General features: G+C 70.1%; 22 protein-coding genes and 1 pseudogene. 10 read left to right on the top strand and 13 right to left on the bottom strand.

Annotation, left to right across the window (positions count from 1 at the left end):
* The first annotated feature begins 10 nt into the window (after positions 1-10).
* Both LUU90_RS09990 and LUU90_RS09985 read left to right on the top strand, forming a co-directional pair.
* Positions 11-361, top strand: coding sequence for a TraR/DksA family transcriptional regulator (locus LUU90_RS09990; RefSeq protein WP_275003268.1), 351 nt, complete (start codon positions 11-13; stop codon positions 359-361).
* A 156-nt stretch (positions 362-517) separates the two neighbouring features.
* Complete coding sequence (locus LUU90_RS09985; RefSeq protein WP_275003267.1) at positions 518-1,453, top strand: cold-shock protein; 936 nt, start codon at positions 518-520, stop codon at positions 1,451-1,453.
* 68 nt (positions 1,454-1,521) lie between these two features.
* On the opposite strand, the gene LUU90_RS09980 is transcribed toward LUU90_RS09985, so the two are convergent.
* The 3 genes from LUU90_RS09980 to LUU90_RS09970 form a co-directional block, all read right to left on the bottom strand.
* The gene (locus LUU90_RS09980; protein ID WP_275003266.1) at positions 1,522-2,337 is read right to left on the bottom strand and encodes a hydrolase; all 816 of its coding nucleotides are present in this window, start codon (positions 2,335-2,337) and stop codon (positions 1,522-1,524) included.
* A 181-nt stretch (positions 2,338-2,518) separates the two neighbouring features.
* Positions 2,519-3,610, bottom strand: coding sequence for a Gfo/Idh/MocA family protein (locus LUU90_RS09975; RefSeq protein ID WP_275003265.1), 1,092 nt, complete (start codon positions 3,608-3,610; stop codon positions 2,519-2,521).
* A 73-nt stretch (positions 3,611-3,683) separates the two neighbouring features.
* Positions 3,684-4,655 (bottom strand): aldo/keto reductase, encoded by a 972-nt coding sequence (locus tag LUU90_RS09970; RefSeq protein WP_275003264.1) that lies wholly within the window; start codon positions 4,653-4,655, stop codon positions 3,684-3,686.
* Positions 4,656-4,802: 147 nt separating this feature from the next.
* Between LUU90_RS09970 and LUU90_RS09965 the strand changes: the two genes are divergently transcribed.
* Entirely contained in the window at positions 4,803-5,387 is a 585-nt protein-coding gene (locus LUU90_RS09965) for a MarR family winged helix-turn-helix transcriptional regulator (protein ID WP_275003263.1), read from the top strand.
* 174 nt (positions 5,388-5,561) lie between these two features.
* Here the strand turns inward: LUU90_RS09965 and LUU90_RS09960 are convergent, their stop codons facing one another.
* From LUU90_RS09960 to LUU90_RS09945, 4 genes are all read right to left on the bottom strand, one after another.
* On the bottom strand, positions 5,562-5,846 hold the full coding sequence (locus tag LUU90_RS09960) for a helix-turn-helix domain-containing protein (RefSeq protein WP_275003261.1): 285 nt from the start codon (positions 5,844-5,846) through the stop codon (positions 5,562-5,564).
* The gene (locus LUU90_RS09955) at positions 5,846-6,346 is read right to left on the bottom strand and encodes a DUF2975 domain-containing protein (RefSeq protein ID WP_275003260.1); all 501 of its coding nucleotides are present in this window, start codon (positions 6,344-6,346) and stop codon (positions 5,846-5,848) included. Before LUU90_RS09955 ends, LUU90_RS09960 begins: the two co-directional genes overlap by 1 nt.
* 178 nt (positions 6,347-6,524) lie before the next feature.
* Positions 6,525-7,706, bottom strand: coding sequence for a glycoside hydrolase family 76 protein (locus LUU90_RS09950; protein ID WP_275003259.1), 1,182 nt, complete (start codon positions 7,704-7,706; stop codon positions 6,525-6,527).
* Positions 7,707-7,906: 200 nt separating this feature from the next.
* Entirely contained in the window at positions 7,907-8,887 is a 981-nt protein-coding gene (locus LUU90_RS09945) for an ArsR/SmtB family transcription factor (RefSeq protein ID WP_275003257.1), read from the bottom strand.
* A 145-nt stretch (positions 8,888-9,032) separates the two neighbouring features.
* On the opposite strand from LUU90_RS09945, the gene LUU90_RS09940 reads away from it, so the two are divergent.
* Genes LUU90_RS09940 through LUU90_RS09930 form a run of 3 tightly spaced genes read left to right on the top strand, consistent with a single transcriptional unit; the run spans position 9,033 to position 11,104 of the window.
* On the top strand, positions 9,033-9,677 hold the full coding sequence (locus LUU90_RS09940) for a dihydrofolate reductase family protein (RefSeq protein WP_275003255.1): 645 nt from the start codon (positions 9,033-9,035) through the stop codon (positions 9,675-9,677).
* A 49-nt stretch (positions 9,678-9,726) separates the two neighbouring features.
* Positions 9,727-10,470 (top strand): class I SAM-dependent DNA methyltransferase, encoded by a 744-nt coding sequence (locus LUU90_RS09935; RefSeq protein WP_275003254.1) that lies wholly within the window; start codon positions 9,727-9,729, stop codon positions 10,468-10,470.
* A gap of 40 nt (positions 10,471-10,510) precedes the next feature.
* A complete protein-coding gene (locus LUU90_RS09930; RefSeq protein ID WP_275003253.1) occupies positions 10,511-11,104 on the top strand; it encodes a hypothetical protein in 594 nt (197 codons plus the stop codon).
* 36 nt (positions 11,105-11,140) lie between these two features.
* Here LUU90_RS09930 and LUU90_RS09925 read toward each other — a convergent pair whose 3' ends face one another.
* From LUU90_RS09925 to LUU90_RS09915, 3 genes are all read right to left on the bottom strand, one after another.
* The gene (locus LUU90_RS09925; protein ID WP_275003251.1) at positions 11,141-11,977 is read right to left on the bottom strand and encodes an HAD family hydrolase; all 837 of its coding nucleotides are present in this window, start codon (positions 11,975-11,977) and stop codon (positions 11,141-11,143) included.
* Positions 11,978-12,248: 271 nt separating this feature from the next.
* The gene (locus tag LUU90_RS09920) at positions 12,249-13,442 is read right to left on the bottom strand and encodes an MFS transporter (protein WP_275003249.1); all 1,194 of its coding nucleotides are present in this window, start codon (positions 13,440-13,442) and stop codon (positions 12,249-12,251) included.
* Positions 13,443-13,596: 154 nt separating this feature from the next.
* Positions 13,597-14,097, bottom strand: coding sequence for a group II truncated hemoglobin (locus LUU90_RS09915; protein WP_275003248.1), 501 nt, complete (start codon positions 14,095-14,097; stop codon positions 13,597-13,599).
* Between the two features lie 188 nt (positions 14,098-14,285).
* On the opposite strand from LUU90_RS09915, the gene LUU90_RS09910 reads away from it, so the two are divergent.
* Positions 14,286-14,714 (top strand): ribonuclease domain-containing protein, encoded by a 429-nt coding sequence (locus LUU90_RS09910; protein ID WP_275003247.1) that lies wholly within the window; start codon positions 14,286-14,288, stop codon positions 14,712-14,714.
* Between the two features lie 86 nt (positions 14,715-14,800).
* Complete coding sequence (locus LUU90_RS09905) at positions 14,801-15,211, top strand: barstar family protein (protein ID WP_275003245.1); 411 nt, start codon at positions 14,801-14,803, stop codon at positions 15,209-15,211.
* Here the strand turns inward: LUU90_RS09905 and LUU90_RS09900 are convergent.
* Entirely contained in the window at positions 15,147-15,824 is a 678-nt protein-coding gene (locus tag LUU90_RS09900; protein WP_275003243.1) for a TetR/AcrR family transcriptional regulator, read from the bottom strand. The two genes, LUU90_RS09905 and LUU90_RS09900, sit on opposite strands and share 65 nt — an antisense overlap.
* 66 nt (positions 15,825-15,890) lie before the next feature.
* Between LUU90_RS09900 and LUU90_RS09895 the strand changes: the two genes are divergently transcribed.
* Both LUU90_RS09895 and LUU90_RS09890 read left to right on the top strand, forming a co-directional pair.
* Positions 15,891-16,883 carry an oxidoreductase gene (locus tag LUU90_RS09895; RefSeq protein WP_275003242.1) on the top strand — a complete coding sequence of 331 codons (993 nt, stop codon included), beginning with the start codon at positions 15,891-15,893 and terminating at the stop codon, positions 16,881-16,883.
* Positions 16,880-17,335 carry a nuclear transport factor 2 family protein gene (locus LUU90_RS09890; RefSeq protein WP_275003241.1) on the top strand — a complete coding sequence of 152 codons (456 nt, stop codon included), beginning with the start codon at positions 16,880-16,882 and terminating at the stop codon, positions 17,333-17,335. Before LUU90_RS09895 ends, LUU90_RS09890 begins: the two co-directional genes overlap by 4 nt.
* Before the next feature lie 58 nt (positions 17,336-17,393).
* On the opposite strand, the gene LUU90_RS09885 is transcribed toward LUU90_RS09890, so the two are convergent.
* Both LUU90_RS09885 and LUU90_RS09880 read right to left on the bottom strand, forming a co-directional pair.
* Positions 17,394-20,003 (bottom strand): ABC transporter permease, encoded by a 2,610-nt coding sequence (locus LUU90_RS09885; protein WP_275003677.1) that lies wholly within the window; start codon positions 20,001-20,003, stop codon positions 17,394-17,396.
* A pseudogene (locus LUU90_RS09880) lies at positions 20,003-20,149 on the bottom strand (ABC transporter ATP-binding protein); the annotation flags it as partial. The pseudogene LUU90_RS09880 and the gene LUU90_RS09885, both read right to left, overlap by 1 nt.

The following is a 20,149-nucleotide window of genomic DNA, read 5'->3' as shown; positions in this document are numbered from 1 at the left end:
GGCGGGGAGAATGCCTCCGATCACCCAGATCCATGGGCTGCTGGTCGCCGATCGCGAGCGCACGGCCGACCTGATCTCCTCCCTCTCCGGCAACATTGCCTCGATGGTGGACGCGTCGCGGCTCGACGCGTCCGACGACGAGCACGACCCAGAAGGGTCGACGATCGCCTTTGAGCGCTCCCAGGCGAGCACACTGCTCGCTGCGGCCAGAGATCATCTGGCCGACGTGGACGCCGCGCTCGCGAGGATCGCCGCCGGCACCTACGGCTCCTGCGAACGCTGCGGACGACCAGTCGCACGTGACCGCCTGCTGGCCCGGCCCACGGCCCGCACCTGCATCAGCTGCGCTGCTGCCGGCTAGCCGCACCGCGTTGTCGACGAGCAGGTCGACGAGCAGGTCGACGAGCAGATCGGCAAAATGGTCGATATCACTCTCGGCGCGGGACCCGACGCACCCGCCCCGGGTTCTGTCAGGGACACTGGACGACAGCAATGTCTGCGAGATGAGGAGTCTTAGGTGCCCCAGGGAACTGTCCGATGGTTCGACGCCGACCGAGGGTTCGGCTTCATCGACCTCGGGAACGAGGCCGAGGACCTGTTCGTGCACGCGTCCGAGATCGTCGGTGACGACGGACCGAAGCTTCTCCGCGAGGGGCAGGCCGTCGAGTTCGAGGTCGGCGAGGGTGAGCGTGGCCCGCAGGCGCGCCGCGTCCGTGTCACGGGCGAGAGGGCCGCCGACGCTCCCGTGGGCGTACTCGGCACCGTCACCTGGTACGAGCCTGCCAAGGGATACGGCTTCGTCACGCCCGACGACGGTCGCGCCGAAGTCTTCGTGCACAGCTCGGCCATCGTCGGGGGCGGTGTGATCTCGGAGGGGCAGCGGGTGGCGTTCCTCGTCGTCGACGGGGAGAAAGGGCCGCAGGCGGACCACCTGCTACCGCTCGGGGCGGAGGCTGCCCGGCATGCTGTGCCGTCAGACGGAGCGAACGGCACGGTGTCCTGGTACGACGACACGAAGGGCTTCGGGTTCGTCGCTCCCGACTCGGGTGGCGAGGACGTCTTCGTCCACGTCAGTGCGCTCGGCCGGGGTGTGACCGAGCTCTCCGAGGGTGCCCGTGTGACCTTTGACGTCGTCGACGGCGACAAGGGACCGAACGCCCGCAACGTCCAGCTCGTGCGCGGCTCCGGGAGTGCGCGGCCGGCCACGGACCGTGGTCGGCCGAGCCGTCACGCGGCATCGGCCGGCCCTGTGCGCGGAGGCGAGGGCACCGTCGCACGCTACGACGCGGAGCGCGGTTTCGGCTTCATCACCCCCGACTCCGGGGGCGCGGACCTCTTCGTGCACGTGTCGGTCGTGCGGGGCGACGAGGTCCTGGAGGAGGGTGACCGGGTCCGGTTCAAGGTGCGGCAGAGCGACCGGGGGCCGCAGGCCGACGGTGTCGAACTGCTGTGAGCCGTGAGCCGTGAGGCGGCGGGCCGACCGACCCCTTGACCGGCCCGCGCCCCACCGGCGGGGACGGATCACGTGAGGTGGTCGAAGTCTCCGCGGGCCCATGCCGCGTGGCGCTCCGCGGAGCGCAGCACCACGTCGCGGGCGTCCACCGGGATGACACCCTGGAAGTTGTTGTAGAGCCTGTCGAACTCGAACCGCCTCACGTGGTGCGCGATCCGCAGCACCACCGCACCCGACAGCGGGATGCGGTTGGGATAGCTGCGCATGAACGACACCGATCTCCGGTCCGGGTTGGCGAAGATCGTGTCGCCGCCCAGCAGCACGCCCCTCCCCTCCGCGCCGGACGACCAGTGCGCCACCACGGAACCCGGGAAGTGCCCACCCGGCTGGCTCAGCGTGACACCGGGCAGGATCTCGCGGTCGCCCTTCCACAGCTCGACGGCGTCGTCCGACCGGGCGAGCCAGCCGGCATCGGCCTCGCTGACCAGTACCGGGACCCCGCCGAGCCGGCGGCTCCACTCGACCTGCACCCCGTACATGTGCGGATGGCTCGCCACGATGTACGCCAGCCCACCCAGATCCTCGACGGCGGCGACGGCGGCGTCGTCCAGATACGCCAGGGGGTCGAACATGAGGTTGCCCGCGCTGGTGCGGACGATCTTCGCGGTAGGGCCGATGCCGACGTCGGGCATCGTCGTGAGGCCGACCAGGTCGGGCTCCAGGTCCTCGACGGCGATGGTCTGCCCCTCGGCGGCCAGCTCGTCCAGCGTGGTCCAGTGCTGCCCGTCGGCCGGAACCAGCTCGCGCTCGTCCGCGCAGATGGCGCACACGGCGGGCCGGGGCTCGTGCTCGACGCCGCACCTGCGGCAGATCCAGAACGGCATGCGGCGTCTCCCCTTCGTCAGGCCATCGTTTCAGCCCGTGCACCAACCGCGTGGGCCGTGCACGGCGATCCCAGTGTCCATCGAAAGACGTCCGAGTCGCCGGTCGGAGAAGCCCAGCGCAGGCGGACCTGGTGTCCGCGCGGTCTGCTGCCGGCACCAGGTCCGGCTGGTAACGGTGTGGCTATTGCCGGATCCCGGTTCGTGCGGCCCGCTCGACCCGCGCGACCAGGCGGCTGTTGTGGGCGGCGTGTTCGAATCCGGGGGTGTGGTGGGTGCCGTCGACGATGTCCCGCACGAGACTCGCGTACACCTCGCCCACGTTGATGGAGGCGCCCGTCCAGATCTCGGCGGCGGCCGGCCCGGTCCCCGTGGCGACGGGGGCGTCCGGGGCGTCGAAGTCCACGCTGGAGGTCAGGGTCAGGTCACCGACCTGGACGCCGGCGGGGTGGTTGCCGGTCAGCCTCAGCCAGCCGTCGGCGCCGCGGACCTCGAGGCTGAACTGCGCGTCGGGTACAGGCACGCCGGCAAGCACCTGCACGCCCACCGGGGCGCCCGACGCGGTCTTGAGGATCGCGTCGAGGTGGTCCGGCACCTCACGGGTGGTCGTGGTGCCGGTGTCGGTCAGCCTGACCTCCGGCCAGAGCAGCTCTGTGCGCGCATCGATCTCGGTGATGCGGCCCAGGACCGTCTCAACCACGTCCAGGACGTGGCCCACCGCGATCGTCATGAAGCCGGCGCCGGCGTCCGCCTTGTCGAAGTACTCGTACGCACTCGTCGACTGCGGCCCGTTCCCGAAGGTGGTCGCGGTGACCCGCGCCGACAGCAGCCGTCCGAGCCGTCCCTGGGTGATGATCTGGGCCGCTCGGCGCACCGACGGGTTGAGGCTGCCCTGGAGCCCGATCGCCGTGTGCAGGGAGCCTGCCGCCGCGGCCATCTCCTCGGTCTGCGCGACGCCGGCCCCCAACGGGGACTCGGAGTAGACGGCCTTGCCCGCCGCGAGGGCCGCGAGCACGAGCTCGCGGTGCGCCGGGACCTTGACGGCGACGGTGACGAGATCGATCGACGGGTCGTCGATCAGCGCGTACGGGTCGGCGTACCAGCGCTCGGCGCCGAACAGCTCGGCGGCCTTCCGGGCGCTCTCCTCACGTCGTGTCGCGACGGCGGCCAGCACGAGCTGCGGCTGGGCCGCCACAGCGGGAATGTGGGACGCTCCGGCCCAGCTCGCCCTGGTGTCGGCACCGATGATCCCGACACGGATCACATTGCTTGTCACTGTGTACAGCTCCGTTCGTTCGTGGTGACGGCACGGTCATCTCGTGCCGTTCGGCTCATGACCGAGTCGCTCTTCACCGGTCGATGGCCGACATGCCGTTGGGGTCGTGCCGGTCACCGGACGCGGGGGTCAGGTCGTTCAGCCTGCCGACCTGCTCCGGGGTGAGCCGGATCTTCTCGGCGGCGATGTTCTCCTCGAGGCGCTCGACGCGCCGGGTACCGGGGATGGGGCTGATGTCCTCGCCCTGGGCCAGCAACCACGCCAGGGCGACCTGCGCGGGGGTGGCTCCGACCTCGGCGGCCACCGCCCGGACCTCGTCGACGATGCGCAGGTTGCGTTCAAGGTTGCCGCCGGTGAACCGCGGGTTGGTGCGCCGCCAGTCGTCGTCGTCCAGTCCATGCAGGGAACGGATGTTCCCGGTCAGGAATCCGTGACCGAGCGGGGAGTACGGCACCAGGCCGATCCCCAGTTCGCGCAGCACCGGGAGCACCGCCGCCTCGGGGTCCCGGGTCCAGAGCGAGTACTCGCTCTGGACCGCTGCCACCGGGTGGACCCCGTGTGCACGGCGGATGGTGGCGGGGCCGGCTTCGGACAGACCGATGTGGCGGACCTTCCCTTGGGTGACCAGGTTGGCCAGTGCGCCGGCGGTGTCCTCGATCGGGGTGCCCGGGTCAACCCTGTGCTGGTAGTACAGGTCGATGTGGTCGGTGCCGAGGCGCCGCAACGACCCCTCCACGGCGAGACGAATATTCGCCGGCGTGCTGTCAGCCCCGGGCCGGCCAGCGTGGGACACCAGGCCGAACTTGGTGGCAAGCACCACCTCGTCCCGACGCCCCCTGATCGCCCGGCCCAAGAGGACTTCGTTGGCGCCTCCCCCATACACCTCAGCGGTATCCAGGTGCGTGACCCCGAGGTCCAGGGCGTGCTGGATGGTGCGGACGGAATCTTCCTCCGGCCCGTCCTTGCCTGTGTAGAAACCGGACATGCCCATGACTCCCAGGCCGAGGCGCGAGACCTCGAGCCCGCCGAGTGCGGTGATCTGCATCGTGTGCCCTCTTCGTGGTTCGGCCGCCGGTCCCCCGTCAGGGCGTGCACCCGAGATAGGAACTTGACGGTTCAAGTTCAACTTGACGCGTCAATATCTACACCCTTGAACTTGATGCGTCAACAAGCAGGGTCGTAGGCTGCCCGCATGGTGAAAGCAGCGGATGGACCCGGGGGCACGGCGCTCGAGACGCGCGCCTCTCGTGAGGCAAGTGACGAACCGCGCTGGCTCAACCAGGACGAGCTGGCGGCCTGGCTGGCGAACTCCGCGATCATGATCAGCCTGCCGGCGGCCCTGGACGCGCGGATGCAGCGTGAAGCGCAGCTGACGTTCTTCGAGTACATGGTGCTCTCGGTGCTCTCCGAGGAGCCGGACCGCACCATGCAGATGAGCGCACTGGCCGCCCGCACGGCGGCATCGCTGTCGCGACTGTCGCACGTGGTGGGACGCCTGGAGAAGCGCGGGCTGCTCGCCCGGTCCCGGATACCTGGCGCGGGACGCCGCACCAACACGACCCTGACCGAGGCCGGATACGACGTCGTCGTCGCAGCAGCGCCCCGACACGTCGCGGCGGTCCGCGAGTACCTGATCGACGAGCTCGAACCGCACGATCTGAAGGCCTTGCAGCGCATCGGCACCGCCGTCGAGGCCGCCATCAGCCGCGGCCGGACCACCGCGGCGGCCAGAACAACCGCCTCCCCCGGGGTGGCTCTCGAGGACGAAGAACCCTGAGCCCTGACGGCCACCAGGCTGTGGCCAGCCCTCCCGGCGCCACCACGGTCACCTTGGGCCGAGGCCGGACCCCGGGCGGCCTCGTGGGTGCCCGACCGCCCGGGGTCCGGTCGGCTTTCTACGCGATGAGACGGGAGCTGTGGCCCTCGTCGCGCGCAGCGCGTCGTCCGCCGGTCAGCTGTCGCCCGGTGTGGCCGACAGGCGTGTCAGCCGTCGCTTTCCGGAAGGCGCCGCCCCGGATTCGTCGTCGCCGTCATCGGGGACCCATCGCAGCACGTCTCCCGGCTGGCAACCGAGAACCTCGCAGATCGCGTCGAGCGTCGAGAACCGGACCGCCTTCGCACGGCCGTTCTTCAGCACCGACACGTTGGCCGGGCTCAGGCCGATCGCGTCGGCGAAGTCGCCGACCGACATCTTCCGCTTCGCCAGCAGCACATCGATCTCGACGACGATCGCCATCAGAGCACACCATCCAGCTCGATCTGCGCTTCCGTCGCTCGTTCGACGAGCCGATGGGCCACGAACACTATGCCGAGCACGGCAACGCCGACCAGACACCCCAGGCCGCTCGCCATCCACAGCCCCAGCTCCCCCATGTCGGCGTCGTTGGGCGTCGGGATCCCCACGAACGTCAGGTACAGGAAGAGACCGCTGCTGAGCAGCGTCGCGCCGGTGACCGCCGCGCCGATCGTGATCACCCAGGGCTGCGTGCCCGGCCGGAAGAAGATGCCCGTCTGGGCACGGAACACGAGCACCCAGAGGGCCACGAGCGATACCTGCGCGCAGGCGATGAACGCGATCGCGACGGCCAGGAGCGGGGCACGGTAGGGCTCGTACGCCGGAAAGTGCCGGACCTCGTCGGCTGCGATCCCGGGCAGGATCATGATCTGGGCGAACAGGCTGAAGGCGATCCCACTGAAGATCAGCAGCGTGAGCATGTTGAAGACGATTCGGTTCATGTCACGAGTATCGATGAGGATCGCTCGATAATCAATAGATTATTGGCGACGTTCGATCGATGTCTCTATCAGGCCCGCACTACCACAACGGGCACGCCGGACGGGTGACGCCCTCGAGGGCGACCCGTCCGGCGTCATCTCGTCATGGTTCGACGGCGAGGCCCGTTGGCGCCGGGCCTCAGTACAGGATGGAGGCCTGCTCGCGCGGCCAGGCGAGGGTCGCGTAGATCTGGACCATCGCCGCCTGCTCCAGCAGCTCGGTGTGCTCGTCCCCGGCGTTGAACAGCCCGGTCGCGGGCTCACGCTCGGTGCGCCACTGGTGGTCGGCATAGTCCGCCATGGCGTCCCGGTAGGTCGTGCCGCCGGTCACGGACTCCAGAAGGAGGAGGTTCTTGAACCAGATCGAGTTGAAGAACATCGGCTGGCCGGCCAGCCGCTCCTCGGTGACGTAGTAGCGGTAGGACGCCGCCGCGATCGCCTCCGCCTTCTCCAGGTAGCGCTCGTCGCCCGTCGCCTCGTAGAGCAGCGTGTAAGTACCCACCGGGACCCCCTGGTTGTACGACCACTGGGTGCGGTCGATGGACCCGTCGAGCTTGATGTTGTCCCAGTAGAGGCCGTTCGGCGCGAGCAGGTACTCGTCGGTCCACTCCACCATCCGCAGGGCCCAGTCGAGGTAGTGCTGCTCCCCCGTGATCATGAACAGGCGGGTGGCGAGCTGCGCGCCGGGCATCGTGGAGACCGTGTTGCGATCGGTGCTCCAGTCGGCCTGGGTCCAGAACACGCCGCCGGGCGCCGGGTGCGACGGGTCGGTGTCCCATCCGGAGACCACGAGCTCGAAGATCTCCTCGGCACGCCTCAGCGATGCGTCGTCGCCGGTCGCCAGATACTGCTGCACCTTGGCGAGCGCGACCCACTCGTTGTCGTCGTAGAACATGTCGCCGCCATCGCCGTACGGCGCGCGCGGGTACGAGTCGTAGCCGGGCAGCCCGGTGGTGCCGCCGCCGGCATTCCAGAAGTGCTCCTGCCCGCGGGCGGCGTCGGCGAGGTCGTCCTCGAACGACCGCCCCAGCGCCCCGGGCAGTCCGGTGAGGTCAAGCACCGCGACGTGCGCCTGGGAGTGCGGCCACTCGAACGAGTAGGGGCGGTCCTCGGCCCCGCTCGGATACCGCTCGCGGTAGAGGCCGGAGCCGTCGTCCGCGGCCATGTACTCCTGCATCGCGTCGTACGACGCGACCGCCCGCTGCACCTGCGTGCGGTGCGACACCGTAGGGCCGCCGCCGTCCTGCGCGCCGGCGGGGGCCGACGCCCCCAGCGCACAGGCCAGCGCGACGACCGTGCCGGCAACTCTGGTGAACCTCATCGTTCGCTCCTTCGTTCGGTGGTGCTCGATCATTCGGTGGTGTTCGCACCCAGGCCTCGACCGAGGTCAGCTCGAGCAGCACGTCATGGCCGCGGCGAGGGATGTCAGCGCTGTCATTCCTCCGAGCGGCCAGGCTATGGGATCCCACCTGACCGGTCAACGACGCGCTCCGGCTTTCGAGCCCGCTCCTCGGGGAGCTCTCATTCGACCAGGGTGTCGCCTCGCGTGGTCCTGCGGTACAGCACCATCCCGGCGACCCGTGTCCGGCCGACGAGCCCGCTCGCGTTCAGGATCGACAGGTGCTGACTGACACCCCCTGGGGTGAGCCCCAGGCGGCCGGCGAGCGAGGTCGTGGTCGCAGGCTCCGCCAGAGCCATGAGGATGGTGGCGCGCGTTCGTCCAATCAGGCCCGCCAGCGCATCGGGTGGGGGCGGTGGACTGGTTTCCCACAGAGTGGCGACGCCGCGAGCCGGGTAGGCGAGCATCGGCTGATAGCGGTCGTCGGTCGACCACGGCTTGAACCGACCGGTCATCTTGCGTACCGAGGGCCAGCCCATCGCATGTGGCACCAGTGTCAGCCCGGTGCCGGTCAGATCGCCACTCCATTCGACCGGATCCACCACGGAGAGGCGGTCTCCGTCGAGGCTCACGGACTCGTGCAGGTCAGCGAAGAGCGCCTGCAGGCCGCCGTCGGCCAGTCGTCTCGACCGCCACCAGACGTCGGCCTCCAGGAGCCGCAGGATGCTCGGCCAGTGCTGGGCGAGCGCCGTGTTCCAGTACGTCTCGAGCGTGTCGGCGATGCGATCCGTGGCCGCTCGAGGGTCCGCCCGGATCCGGTCCGCCACCTCGTCGGGCACGTCTGCCGTATCGGCGAGGTCAGAGAGCACTCGCAGCGGTGGGGTACGCCGGACGGTGTCGAGCTCGGTCGCGATGTCGGGCTGTGGTTCCGTCGGGGTGAAGGAGATGAAGTCAGCCATCCAACCACGCACCGGAACCAGCGCGTACACCTCGGCCAGGTCGAGCTCGGCGACCAGGGGTCGAGTCGCCCGCACCCATGGCAGGTGCGCGGAGTGTTCCCGGGGCGCACGCAACGCCACGAGGCTCAGCACGAGCTCCATCAGCGGTGAGAAGGCGAACCTGATCCGGATGACGTCCTCGGTGCGCATCCGCCACTCGATCACTCTCTGGTCTCCTCGACGCCCTGGCTGCACGCAGCACGCCTTTAGCCGACGCTAAAAGTCTCGCCGTGTCTCGGCGCTTCGGCCAGAGTCGATCGCATGTTTCGACCTCATCCGAAATCAAGCGCCAACCGAAGGAGCACCAGCCATGTCACTCACTCGCGTCACCAACTTCGCCATCTCGCTCGACGGGTTCGGCACCGGTGAACCCCAGACCCGGGAGACTCCATTCGGCCATGCCGGCGAACGGCTGCACGAGTGGATGTTCGCCACCCGGTGGTGGCGCGGGGCTGACGACCCCGGCGGAAGCGGCGGTGTCGACGATGCTTTCGTCCGGCGATTCGACCCGGGGATCGGAGCCGAGATCATGGGGGCGAACAAGTTCGGCCCACCCGGATGGCACGAAGACCCGGACTGGAAGGGCTGGTGGGGTCCGAACCCGCCGTTCCACACGCCGACGTTCGTGCTCACGCACCACGCTCGCGAGCCGATCGAGATGGAGGGCGGGACCACCTTCTACTTCGTCCAGGGCACTCCGCAGCAAGTGCTCGAGCAGGTCCGCGAGGCGGCCGAGGGCCAGGACGTGCGCATCGGCGGCGGTGCCACGATCGTGCGCGACTTCCTCGCCGCCGGGTTGATCGACCATCTGCATGTGGTCCAGGTGCCGATCCTCCTGGGCCGTGGCTCACGTCTCTGGGACGGCCTGGAAGGGCTGGAGAAGGACTTCGACGTCGAGGCCGTCTCCTCACCCAGCGGCGTCACGCATCTGACATTCACGCGCACGGAGGGCTGACTCCGGCAATTCCTTGGACGTGTGCCGGGCGGCGGAGAATGCTGGCGGCATGGAGCAGGAAGACGTCTGGGACGCTGATGTCGCCCGGCACTACGACACGCCCGGAACCGACATGTTCGCGCCCGCGGTCCTGGACCCGGCCGTGGAACGTCTCGCGCAGCTCGCGGGCGGTGGTCAGGCACTCGAGTTCGCCATCGGGACCGGACGAGTGGCGGTACCGCTCGCCGCGCGAGGCGTCCCGGTGACGGGAATCGAGCTGTCGCCGCCCATGGTGGAACAGCTGCGCGCCAAGGCCGACGAAGCGTCGATCCCCGTCGTCGTCGGCGACATGGCGACCACCAGGGTGCCCGGCGAGTTCGCCGTCGTCTACCTCGTCTACAACGCGATCTCCGTGCTTCTCACCCAGGCCGAGCAGGTCGAGTGCTTCCGCAACGCGGCACGTCATCTCGCTCCCGGTGGACGCTTCGTGATCGAGCTCTGGGTTCCGGACCTGCGCAGGCTCCCTCCGGGCCAGCGGGCCACGGTCTTCACGTCCGAGCCCGGCTACATCGCGCTGGACACCGTTGACGTGCTGCGCCAGCAGGTCGTGTCGCACCACTTCCGGTTCGGCGACACAGGAGGTGCGGAACTGTTTCGCAGTCCGCACCGCTATGTCTGGCCGTCCGAGCTGGACCTCATGGCCCAGCTGGCCGGCTTCGAGCTGGAGAGCAGGCACGCGGACTGGAGCGGCACGGAGTTCACCGCCGAGTCGCCGTCGCACGTCTCCGTCTACCGCATCCCGCCGGCGCGGTGAGCCAGGATTGCCGCCCCAGGCCGACACGTAGTGTCGTGACATGCCCCCGCCCCGCACCATCCCCCTGCTGCCCTGCGCCGACATCGACGAGATCGAGCCCTTCTTCGCCGCCCTGGGGTTCCGTACCACCTACCGCCAGCACCGACCGTATGCATGCCTCGCCGTCAACGGTCACGGGATCGACCTGCAGTACTACGGCCTGGACGGTCACACCCCGGAGGCCTCGCACAGCTCCTGCCTCGTCATCGTCGACGACACGGGCCCGATCTGGGAGGAGTTCGCCTCAGGTCTGCGCGAGGCGTACGGCCGACTGCCGGCCAAGGGATTCCCGCGCATCACGCGGCCCCGCCCCCGAAAGAACGCCGGCGGCCTGAGCGGCTTCAGCCTCGTCGACCCGGCCGGCAACTGGATCCGCTTCTTCCGCTACGGCAACTCGGAGGCCGAGCTCACCGAGGTCAGTCGGTTGGGCGAGGCCGTTCGGAACGCGGTCGTGCTCGCCGACAGCAAGGGGGACGTGGCCCAGGCCGCCAAGGTCCTCCACGGTGCCGTCAAACGCGCACCCGCAGACGATCCTGCGCACGACGAAGCCCAGCGCTTCCTCGCCGAGCTGACCGAGCGCCTGGCGGAGGACTGAGACCGGACGGCCACCGCTCAGACGTTCATCTGCCGATCAGCCGGCGCCCGGAGTGATCGACCTGAGCACGTCCACCACGCCGTGCTCATGGATGGTGCCGGTGACCTCGTCGGCGACGGCGAGCAGATCGGGCGGCGCATGTCCCATGGCGACCGAGCGGGCCGCCCAGCGCAGCATGTCGATGTCGTTGTAGTTGTCCCCGACGGCGACGGTGTTCCCTCGTGCGACGCCGAGCCGTTCCCGCACCTTCTCCAGCGCAGTGGCCTTGCTCAGCCCGAACGGCGTGACGTCGACCGAGTCCGGCCCCGAACGGGTCGCTGTCAGGCCCAGGGCACGCACTGCCCCGGCCAGCTCCGTCGCTCGCGGACCGCGCAGGATCACCCGGGTCGTCGGCCGGCTCCAGACCTCCTCGAGGGCGACCAGGCGCTGGGGTCCGTTCAGGGAGCCGTCCGGCAGCCGGGCGCTGGTGCGATATCCCCAGCCGAGCTCCTCCACGGCGATCATGAGGTCAGGTGCGCTCTCGCGAGCAAGGCGCACCAGCGGCTCGACGTCGAAGGTGTGTGCGTCCTCCACGACGTAGCCGGCCCGGGTGCCGAGGTCCAGGCGAAGGATCACGGACCCGCTGGAGGCCACCGCCCAGCCCGGGAAGATGTCCAGTGCACGAGCGACGGGAAGCAGGCCCACGGTCGAGCGGCCGGTGGCCAGGACCAGGTGGTGACCGGCAGCCCCGGCCTCGGCGACCGCGTGCCCGGTCGCGGGCGGAATCGCTCGGTCCTCCCCCACCAGCGTGCCGTCGATGTCCAACGCGACGAGCAGCGGAACATCGACCTGTCGCCCACGCCTGCGGCCCTCAGCGATCCCCGTGCTCGTCATGCACGCTCCGGTACCGGCCGCACGTCGACCCCCGTGGTCACCAGGGATCGATCCGCTGGTCTCGGAGGCACCATCGTCATCAGCACTCAGGAGATGGGTCACGCACTCGCCGGCACCCGCCGCAGCCGATAGTTCGACCTCACCATTCGCCTCCCCCAGATGGCTCCGGCACCCCTGCCTGATCGCCGGGGTCACCTGCGTCCGCTACTCGGACGTTCCCGACTTTCTGTCTCCACGCTATGCCGCCCGGCGGCCACTGGCACGCGTAGCCTCAGCGCACTCCGAGACGCCCACGATCTCCGTCGGGACGGCGCCGGCCGGGGCGGCGTGCGAAGGCGATCCCCGCACAGCAGAGGGCCACCGTGCCGGCGAAGGCAAGGGGCAGCCCGATGACCTCGGCGACGAAGCCGATCACCGGCGGCCCGCCGAGATATGCGAGGTACCCGGCAGCGCTGACCTGCGCGGTCATCGCCGCGGCCCGGCCGGGTGCGGAGCGGCTGGCCCGCGAGACCGCCACGGGGAAGACCGGCCCCAGTGCGAGCCCGACCAGGCCGATGGACACGGCCATGGCCACGGGATGGGCGACAATCGAACCGAGCACCACGAGGCAGCCCACCACCACGGCAACGGTCGTCAGCACCGCGCGTTCGGTGCAGCGGTTCAGCACGGCGTCGCCCGCCGAGCGCGAGACGAACATCGCCACGCTGAACAGGGCCAGGGTGCCGGCCCCCAGGGAGGCCTGCGCTCCCAGGTCGCGGGTGATCAGCAGGGCCGACCAGTCGGTGACCAGCCCCTCGATCAACAGTCCGGAGACGGCGAGCATCGCGATCCCCACCGGCAGGCCGAAGCGCCTGTTCCGCACGACGACCGGAGTGCCTGCGCCCCCTCGAACGCCAGGGCTCCGCGGCTGCGACCACAGCGTCGGGGCACACGCCAGGGCCAGCACCACCAGGACGACGGCGACCGCGAGGAAGTGCTCGGTCACCGTGGCACCACCCTCCGTGGCAGCCACGCCGCCCAGAGCGCCGGCGAGCACGCCCAGGCTGTATGCGCCGTGCAGCCGGGACAGGACCCGGTGACCGGTGTGCTGCTGATACGCGATGCCGGCGGTGTTCATCGCGATGTCCAGGACGCCGCTGGCCGCACCGAGCACCATGAGCACGCCGGTCAGCTGCCACACGCCGTCGACGACGCCGAGCAGAGGCAGCGACGCGCTGAACACCAGCGCCGTCACCACGCAGACGGGTCCCGATCTCACCCGATCGAGGACCCGAGCGGTGAGCAGCAGTGCGGGCACGGATCCGGCGGCCACGCCGAACAAGGCGAGACCCAGCTCGCTGTCGCTGAGGCCGAGGAGGTGCTTGACCTCGGGGATGCGCGGGGCCCAGCTGGAGAGAACAGCCCCGTTGACAAGAAAGACGACCCAGAGACGGGCGACGAGAGAACGGTTGCGTGTCAAGGACATGGCGACCCTCAGGCCGCCCTGACGACTACGCTCCGCCTTTCCCCCGGACGGTCAGGAGAGGCGTTCCATGACGTTGGAACACTCTCACAGGACGGCCGCCCTCTCGGCAAGACCCGTGCCCGGGGGGCGGACCGGGTCGTTCGAGGGAGAGCGCCTACGTTCCGGGACCCCGCGCGCCACCAACAACAGGACCGTCCCAGCTCCAGTACGGCATCGGCAGGCCGGTCGGGACAGCCTCGGGCGTCCGGTGCTCGTGGTTCACGTGCTCCGTGGCCCACACGAACCAGTCGGTGAGGGCGGCACGCAGCCGTTCGTCGTCGGGCAGCCCTGCCTCGTCCATCGCCAGGACGAAGCAGCCGACGGCACGCGCGTCCATCTCGTCGTGCGGCCCGTTCCCGGAGTGGACCCGGACGACATCCGCGTGGTCACCCAGGGGCGACCCTCCCCCGGTGTACGCGGGCGGGCCGCCGAGCTGCTCGGCCCAGTAGGTGGCCAGCCGCTCGACGTGGTCCGGATGCACACGACCCTGGAAGGCGTGGGCCACGACGCGGTCGTCCAGGCAGAGCCGGTGCCACGCGTCGGCGAGCGCCACGACGGCGGGCATCCCGCCCATCGAGTCGTAGATGGTCCGGCTGCCGTGCGCCTCGTCCGTCATGGGTTCACGCTACTGCTCGTCCGACGGCGAGGGCAGCCCCGTCGTGCTCGAGGCCGAGGGTCGCCTGTCCGCCTACGAGCCGGCCCACGGACAGGTGAAATTCACCCACCCGTCGGCCCGTCGTCGGGTCCACGTCGACTGGGCGGGTGAAGATTCTCCCGGTATTCCCAACCGAGAGGGAGATCAGCGTGTCCGAAAAGGTGTCCGAGAAGAACAGCGTCGTGTCCGGACTGGTCAGGATGCTCGTCGTCCTGTCCACCATGGCAGGCCTCGTCGCCGGGGGCGTCTCCGTCGCGCCCGCGGCCGAGGCGAACGTCTACAGCTCCTGCACGCACAGCGGCTGTGCGGAGGCGTACTCGTCGAACTCGATCTGGCGTTCCAAGGGCTACCCGAGCACCCGTGGCTGGGTCAGCTGGCCGAACGGCCAGTGCAACTTCGCGGGCGGCGTCCACCGCAACGCCGAGGGCCAGCTGCCCGCCGGCCACTCCTACCTCGAGTTCGACGTCACGCCGCGTGCCTGCGGCGCCTCGCGGCAGGCCTACCGCCTCGTCCTGGACCGCACCACCGGCGTGGTCTACTTCTCGCCCAACCACTACGGCGACTTCTACCGGATGTGACCGGGTCCCGTGCGCCGCGTCCGGTCCGTCGGGGGCAGGACGCGGCGCACGGGCACGGCCCTGAGCAGGACGGTTAGCCTCGGACCATGACTCGTGACCTCCCCGTGCTCGTCGTCGACGGTGCGCGGTTCAGCGACCTCGACGGCTTCGCCCGTGAGTTCTCCGGACTGTTGAGCGGGTACACCTGGCGCGGGAACCTCGACGCCCTCAACGACATCCTCCGCGGCGGCTACGGCACCCCCACCGAAGGCTGGGTACTGAGGTGGGTCAACGCGGAGACGTCCCGGGCGGCGCTCGGTCACGCTGAGACGGCCCGACGGCTGGAGCGGCTCCTCCCCTCCGTCGACCCGTCGAACCGCGCGGCCTTCGAGGCGAGGCTCGCCGAAGCGCGCCGTGGCGAGGGCCCGACGTTGTTCGACGAGATCGTCGCCCTCATCCGCGAGCACGGACCGGGCAGCCAGGAGTCGGCGGACGGGATCCTGCTCGAGCTGAGCTGATCGTTCCGACGCCCGCTCCCCCGGCTGCGCCGCGAAGGAACTGGCTTACCGCGGTGTCGGTGAGCTCGTCGAGCCGCCCCGCGGGCACCATGTTCGTGTTGACCAGCATGGTGATGCCGTTGATGGTCGCGTAGAGGATGAGCCCGAGCTCCTCCGGTTCGCCGGCCTCCAGGATGTCCTGGGCCTGCCCCTCGCGGATCAGCTCGAAGATCGGCTCGAACGCCGCCTCCGCGGCACGCGCGACGCTCGGGGCGCCCTGGTGCTTGGTCGAGTTCATCAGTTCCAGCAGCGCTGGGTTCTCGACGGCGAAGTGGGCGAACGCGGACGCCGTCCCCCGCGTGCGCGCGGCGAAGTCCTCGTCGGCGTCGACCAGCGCGCGACGGATATTCTCCCCCAACAGGGCGAACCCTTCCTCGGCCAACGCGTCGAGCAGTTCCTGCCGATCCGCGAAGTGCCTGCGCGGCGCCGCGTGACTCACTCCGACCGCCCGGGCCAGGTCCCGCAACGACAGCTGCGCCGCGCCGTGGGCGCGCACACTTCGTTCCGCCGCCTCGAGCAGAGCGGTCCGAAGGTCTCCGTGGTGATAGCGGCGCTGCTCGGGCTGGTCGTTCATAGCCGACATGGTACGCGGAATCATGTAGTCATTGACAACACTGTTGTCAGTGCCTACATTCCTGGCATGGCTTCATTCATCCTTGCCGACGTCCCACCGATGAGCGGGCGTACCGTCGTCATCACCGGAGCGAACAGCGGCATCGGCCGTGTCACCGCCTCTGTGCTGGCAGAGCGGGGCGCACGCGTCGTCCTGGCCGTGCGCAACCGGGACAAGGGACTCGCCGCGGCCGCCGAGATGCGCGGGCACACCGAGGTGCACCGTCTCGACCTGGCGGACCTGTCGTCGGTCCGGGAGTTCGCAGGGAGATTCACCGAGCCCTTTGATCTGCTCATCAACAACGCGGGCCTCTCGCTGCCACCGCTGAAGCGCACAGCCGACGGGTTCGAGCTGCAGTTCGGAACCAACCACCTCGGACACTTCGCTCTGACCAACCTGCTCCTGCCGCAGGTGCGCGACCGGGTCGTGACCGTCAGCTCGCTCGCGCACCACATAGGCTCGATCAACTTCGCAGATCTGAACTGGCGGCGACGCCGTTACCGCGCGCACCCGGCCTACGGACAGTCCAAGCTCGCGAACCTCCTGTTCGCCCACGAGCTGCAGAGGCGACTGGCCGCTGCCGGCTCCTCGGTGATCTCGACCGCCGCCCATCCGGGCATCGCCACCACGAACCTGGTGAACGTCGACGCGGGGCAGCTGTTCCTCCTGGAGAAGGCCCTGATCGGCAAGGTCTCCCACAGCGCAGCGGCCGGAGCCCTGCCGACGCTCCAGGCCGCGACCGCGGACCTCCCCGGTGATGCCTACGTCGGCCCGATCGGGCTGCTGGGCCTCCGCGGCGCACCCGGCCCCGCCAGGCGCGCGGCGAAGGCGCGCGACGCCGATGCCGCGCGCCGCCTGTGGGACGCCTCGGAGCAGCTGACCGGCACCGCGTTCCCCTGGACGAGCCACGAGAGAACGCCCCCGTACGACACGGCCGGCGAGCGTCCGCGAGACACCTCCCCGACCACCGACAGACGCCCATCCCATACTGCTGACCAGGAAGAAGAAGCGACCTCATGACCCTGGAATCCGATCGCGCCGAGATCATCGAGCTCTTCGGCCGCTACGCCGACATCGCGGACACGAAGGACTTCGACCGGCTACCCGGCCTGGTCCACGCCGACCCGTTCACCGTCGACTTCGAGGCGGTCGCGGGCATCCCGCCGACGGAGACACGCCTCGACGACTACGTCCAGATCCTCCGCGGGACCTTCGATCCGTTCGTCGCGACCCACCATGCCATCACCGGCCATGTCATCGACATCGACGGTGACCGCGCACGAGCCCACGCACACGTGCGCGCCGAGCACTGGGTGCCGGACGAAGTCGCCGACGGCGGATCGAACCGCTGGCTAGTCGTCGGCTTCTACGACAACGACGTGGTGCGTACCGACAGGGGCTGGCGATTCAGCAAGGTCAAGCTCACCCCCGCCTACCAGGAGAACGCGCACCTGCTCGCACGAGCCGCCTGAGACACCACGAGACGTAGGACGGCCATGACTCACCATGGCCGTCCTACGTCTCGTGCCGTCACTCCACGCCGAGCGCCGCCACGGGTGAGGTGCGGGCTGCGGCCCGCGCCGGCAGGACCGACGCGAGAAGGCCTGCGACGAGGGCGATCACCAGGACCACCCCGACGTCCGTCCACGGGACGGCGTACCGCACGTCGCCCATGGCGGACAGGACGGTGGCCGCCCCCGCCCAGCCGAACACGAGCCCGAGCACGATGCCGAGCATCGCGCCGACACCGGCGATGAGGGCGCCCTCCACGGCGAGCATGCCCCGGAGCTGCTCCTTGCTCAGGCCGATGGCCCGCAGGGTCGCGGACTCCCGGGTCCGCTCGATGACCGAGAGGGACAGCGTATTCGTGACGCCGATCAGGGCGATCACCACGGCGACCGCGAGCAGGCCCACCACGATGCCGAGGATGACGTCGACCACCTGGCGGAACTGCGCCGCCTGGGCCGCCGGCCCCATGACGAACGCGGAGCCGTCGACCTGTGCGACGGCGTCCTGGACGTCCGCGAGCACGTTGGTCGCCTCGGCACCCGAGATGTGCGCCCAGATGTCGGCGATCGTGTCCTCGGTGGGGACACCGGCGCGGGCGAGGTCAGCGGTGGTGATCATGCGGTCGAGCGCGTCGGTGGTGGTGATGACCACGGCCAGGTCGACGGAGCCGTCAGCACCCGACACCGTGATCGGGTCGCCCGCACCCAGGGACATCTCGTCGGCGGTGCCCTGCGTGAGCAGGATCGAGCCCTCGGCGAGCCGACCCGCCTGCTCGGGCACGTTCACCACGTCGGCGAGCTCGGCAGGCTCGGCAGCGATGACGCTCGAGTCCTCCATCTCACCGAGCGTGACCGTCGCGTGGCTAACGAGGGTCGTGGACGAGATGCCGGACGTGTCGGTCACGGCGGAACGCAGGTCCTCGACGTAGTCGGGGGACGACGCCGACACGGCCACGTCGTACGGGTACTGCTCGTCGAGCAGGCTCTCCGCGGACATCCGGGCGCTGGCCGCACCGGTGGACATCATGGTGACGAGCGTGACGCCGATGAAGAGCGCTGTGGAGGTCGCCGCCGTCCGGCGCGGGTTGCGCAGCGTGTTGGCGACCGCCAGGCGAGCCGCGGGGCCGGTTCGGGCCACGACGCCTCCGAGGACCGCCGCGACGCGCGGCAGCCACAGGACCGCGCTCAGCACGACGCCGAAGAACGCCAGGGAGCCACCGCCGACCGCGGCGACGAGACCGGGCTCGGTGCCGCCGTTCATCCCGAGGTACACGCCGCCACCGAGCGCCGCGAAGCCGCCGACCAGGCAGATGAGCGATACCACGAGGCGGGTGCGACCGGAGCGGGCGCGCAGCGACGGGACGTCGGACGGCCGCAGCGCGGCGAGCGGCGCCACCCGGGTGGCCGAGCGAGCGGGAGCCAGCGCGGCCAGGACCGTCACCACCGTGCCGACGACGAGCGGGAGAACCACCGACTGCCAGGTCGGCGTGATCGCCGTCGGCAGCGGCACCCCCAGGTCGAAGGTGGGTGCCACGGTCAGCGCCACCTGGGCGAGCACGCCGCCCGCCAGGATGCCTGCCACCGAGGCGAGCACACCCAGGACGGCCGCCTCGAGCACCACGCTGCGGTACAGCTGGCCGGTCCCGGCGCCGATGCAGCGCAGGAGGGCGAGCGTCCGGGTCCGCTGGGCGATGAGCACCTGGAACGTGTTGGTGATGACCATGGCCGCGATCAGCAGCGCGATGGCCGCGAACGTCATGACGAACACCAGGAACATGAGGTCCTCGCCGCCGGTCTGCTCGGCGGTCTTCGCCGCCGCCACGTTCTCGGTGGTGTCGACGGTCACGCCGCCGTCGGCCCCGTCTGCGGCAGAGCTGAGGGACTCGGCGAGCGAAGCGGGGATGCTGTTGCCGTCGAGGGGAGAATCGAGCGCGATCAGCAGATCGCTGACCGTGTTCGGGTAGGGCTCCGCCGCGTTCCAGGCGGCGAGCGTGGCGGCCGGGACCGCGGCGGCCCCTCCGTAGGCGGCATAGGCGCCGTAGGGGTCGCCGGCGAGGCCGGTCACGGTCAGGGTCTCGGTGACGTCCTCCGGGTCACCGAGCTCGGCCGCCGGGTCCTCCGCCTGACTGTCGGCCCAGCCCTCGGGGTACAGGGTGCGGTTGACCGTCACCGTGTCCCCCAGGCCCACCTCGAGCCGCTCGGCCAGGTCTGCTGTCAGTGCCACCTCGCCGTCCGTCGCCGGCCAGGCGCCGTCGGTCAGCTCGAGCGGCGACAGACGCGGGTCTTCCGGGACCGACGCGAACGTCTGGTAGCCGCCCTTGCCACCGTTGCGCAGGTCGCCGAACCAGCCGGTGAGCGGCTGGACGGACGCGACGCCGTCGACCGCCGAGACGGCGTCGATCTGGTCAGCCGTGAAGGCGCTCTGGTCGGCGATCGACACGACGACATCAGCCTCTGCGTACTCCGCCGCGACCATGTCGTGCGTGGTGCCCTGGATGACGCCGCCGGCGAGCAGCGTCACGGTGACGAACGCCGTGCTGATCAGGATCGCCACGCCTGCAGCGGTGAGGCGGCCGGCGCTGCGGCGCATCTGTCCGACGGTGAGCCGGGCGGTGGGGAACGAGGTGGCCATCACGCACCCGTCCTGAGCGTGCCGGTCCCGCCCGGACGGGTGGTGACGGCGGGTTCGAGGGTGCGCAGGGCATCCAGACCGGCCATCGCGGACTCCGGCGTCGGATCACTGATGTCACCCGCGATCCGACCGTCAGCGATCAGAAC

Source organism: Promicromonospora iranensis (genome assembly GCF_028994775.1).
Classification (GTDB): domain Bacteria; phylum Actinomycetota; class Actinomycetes; order Actinomycetales; family Cellulomonadaceae; genus Promicromonospora; species Promicromonospora iranensis_A.
This window is presented reverse-complemented; position numbering and strand designations above follow the sequence as displayed.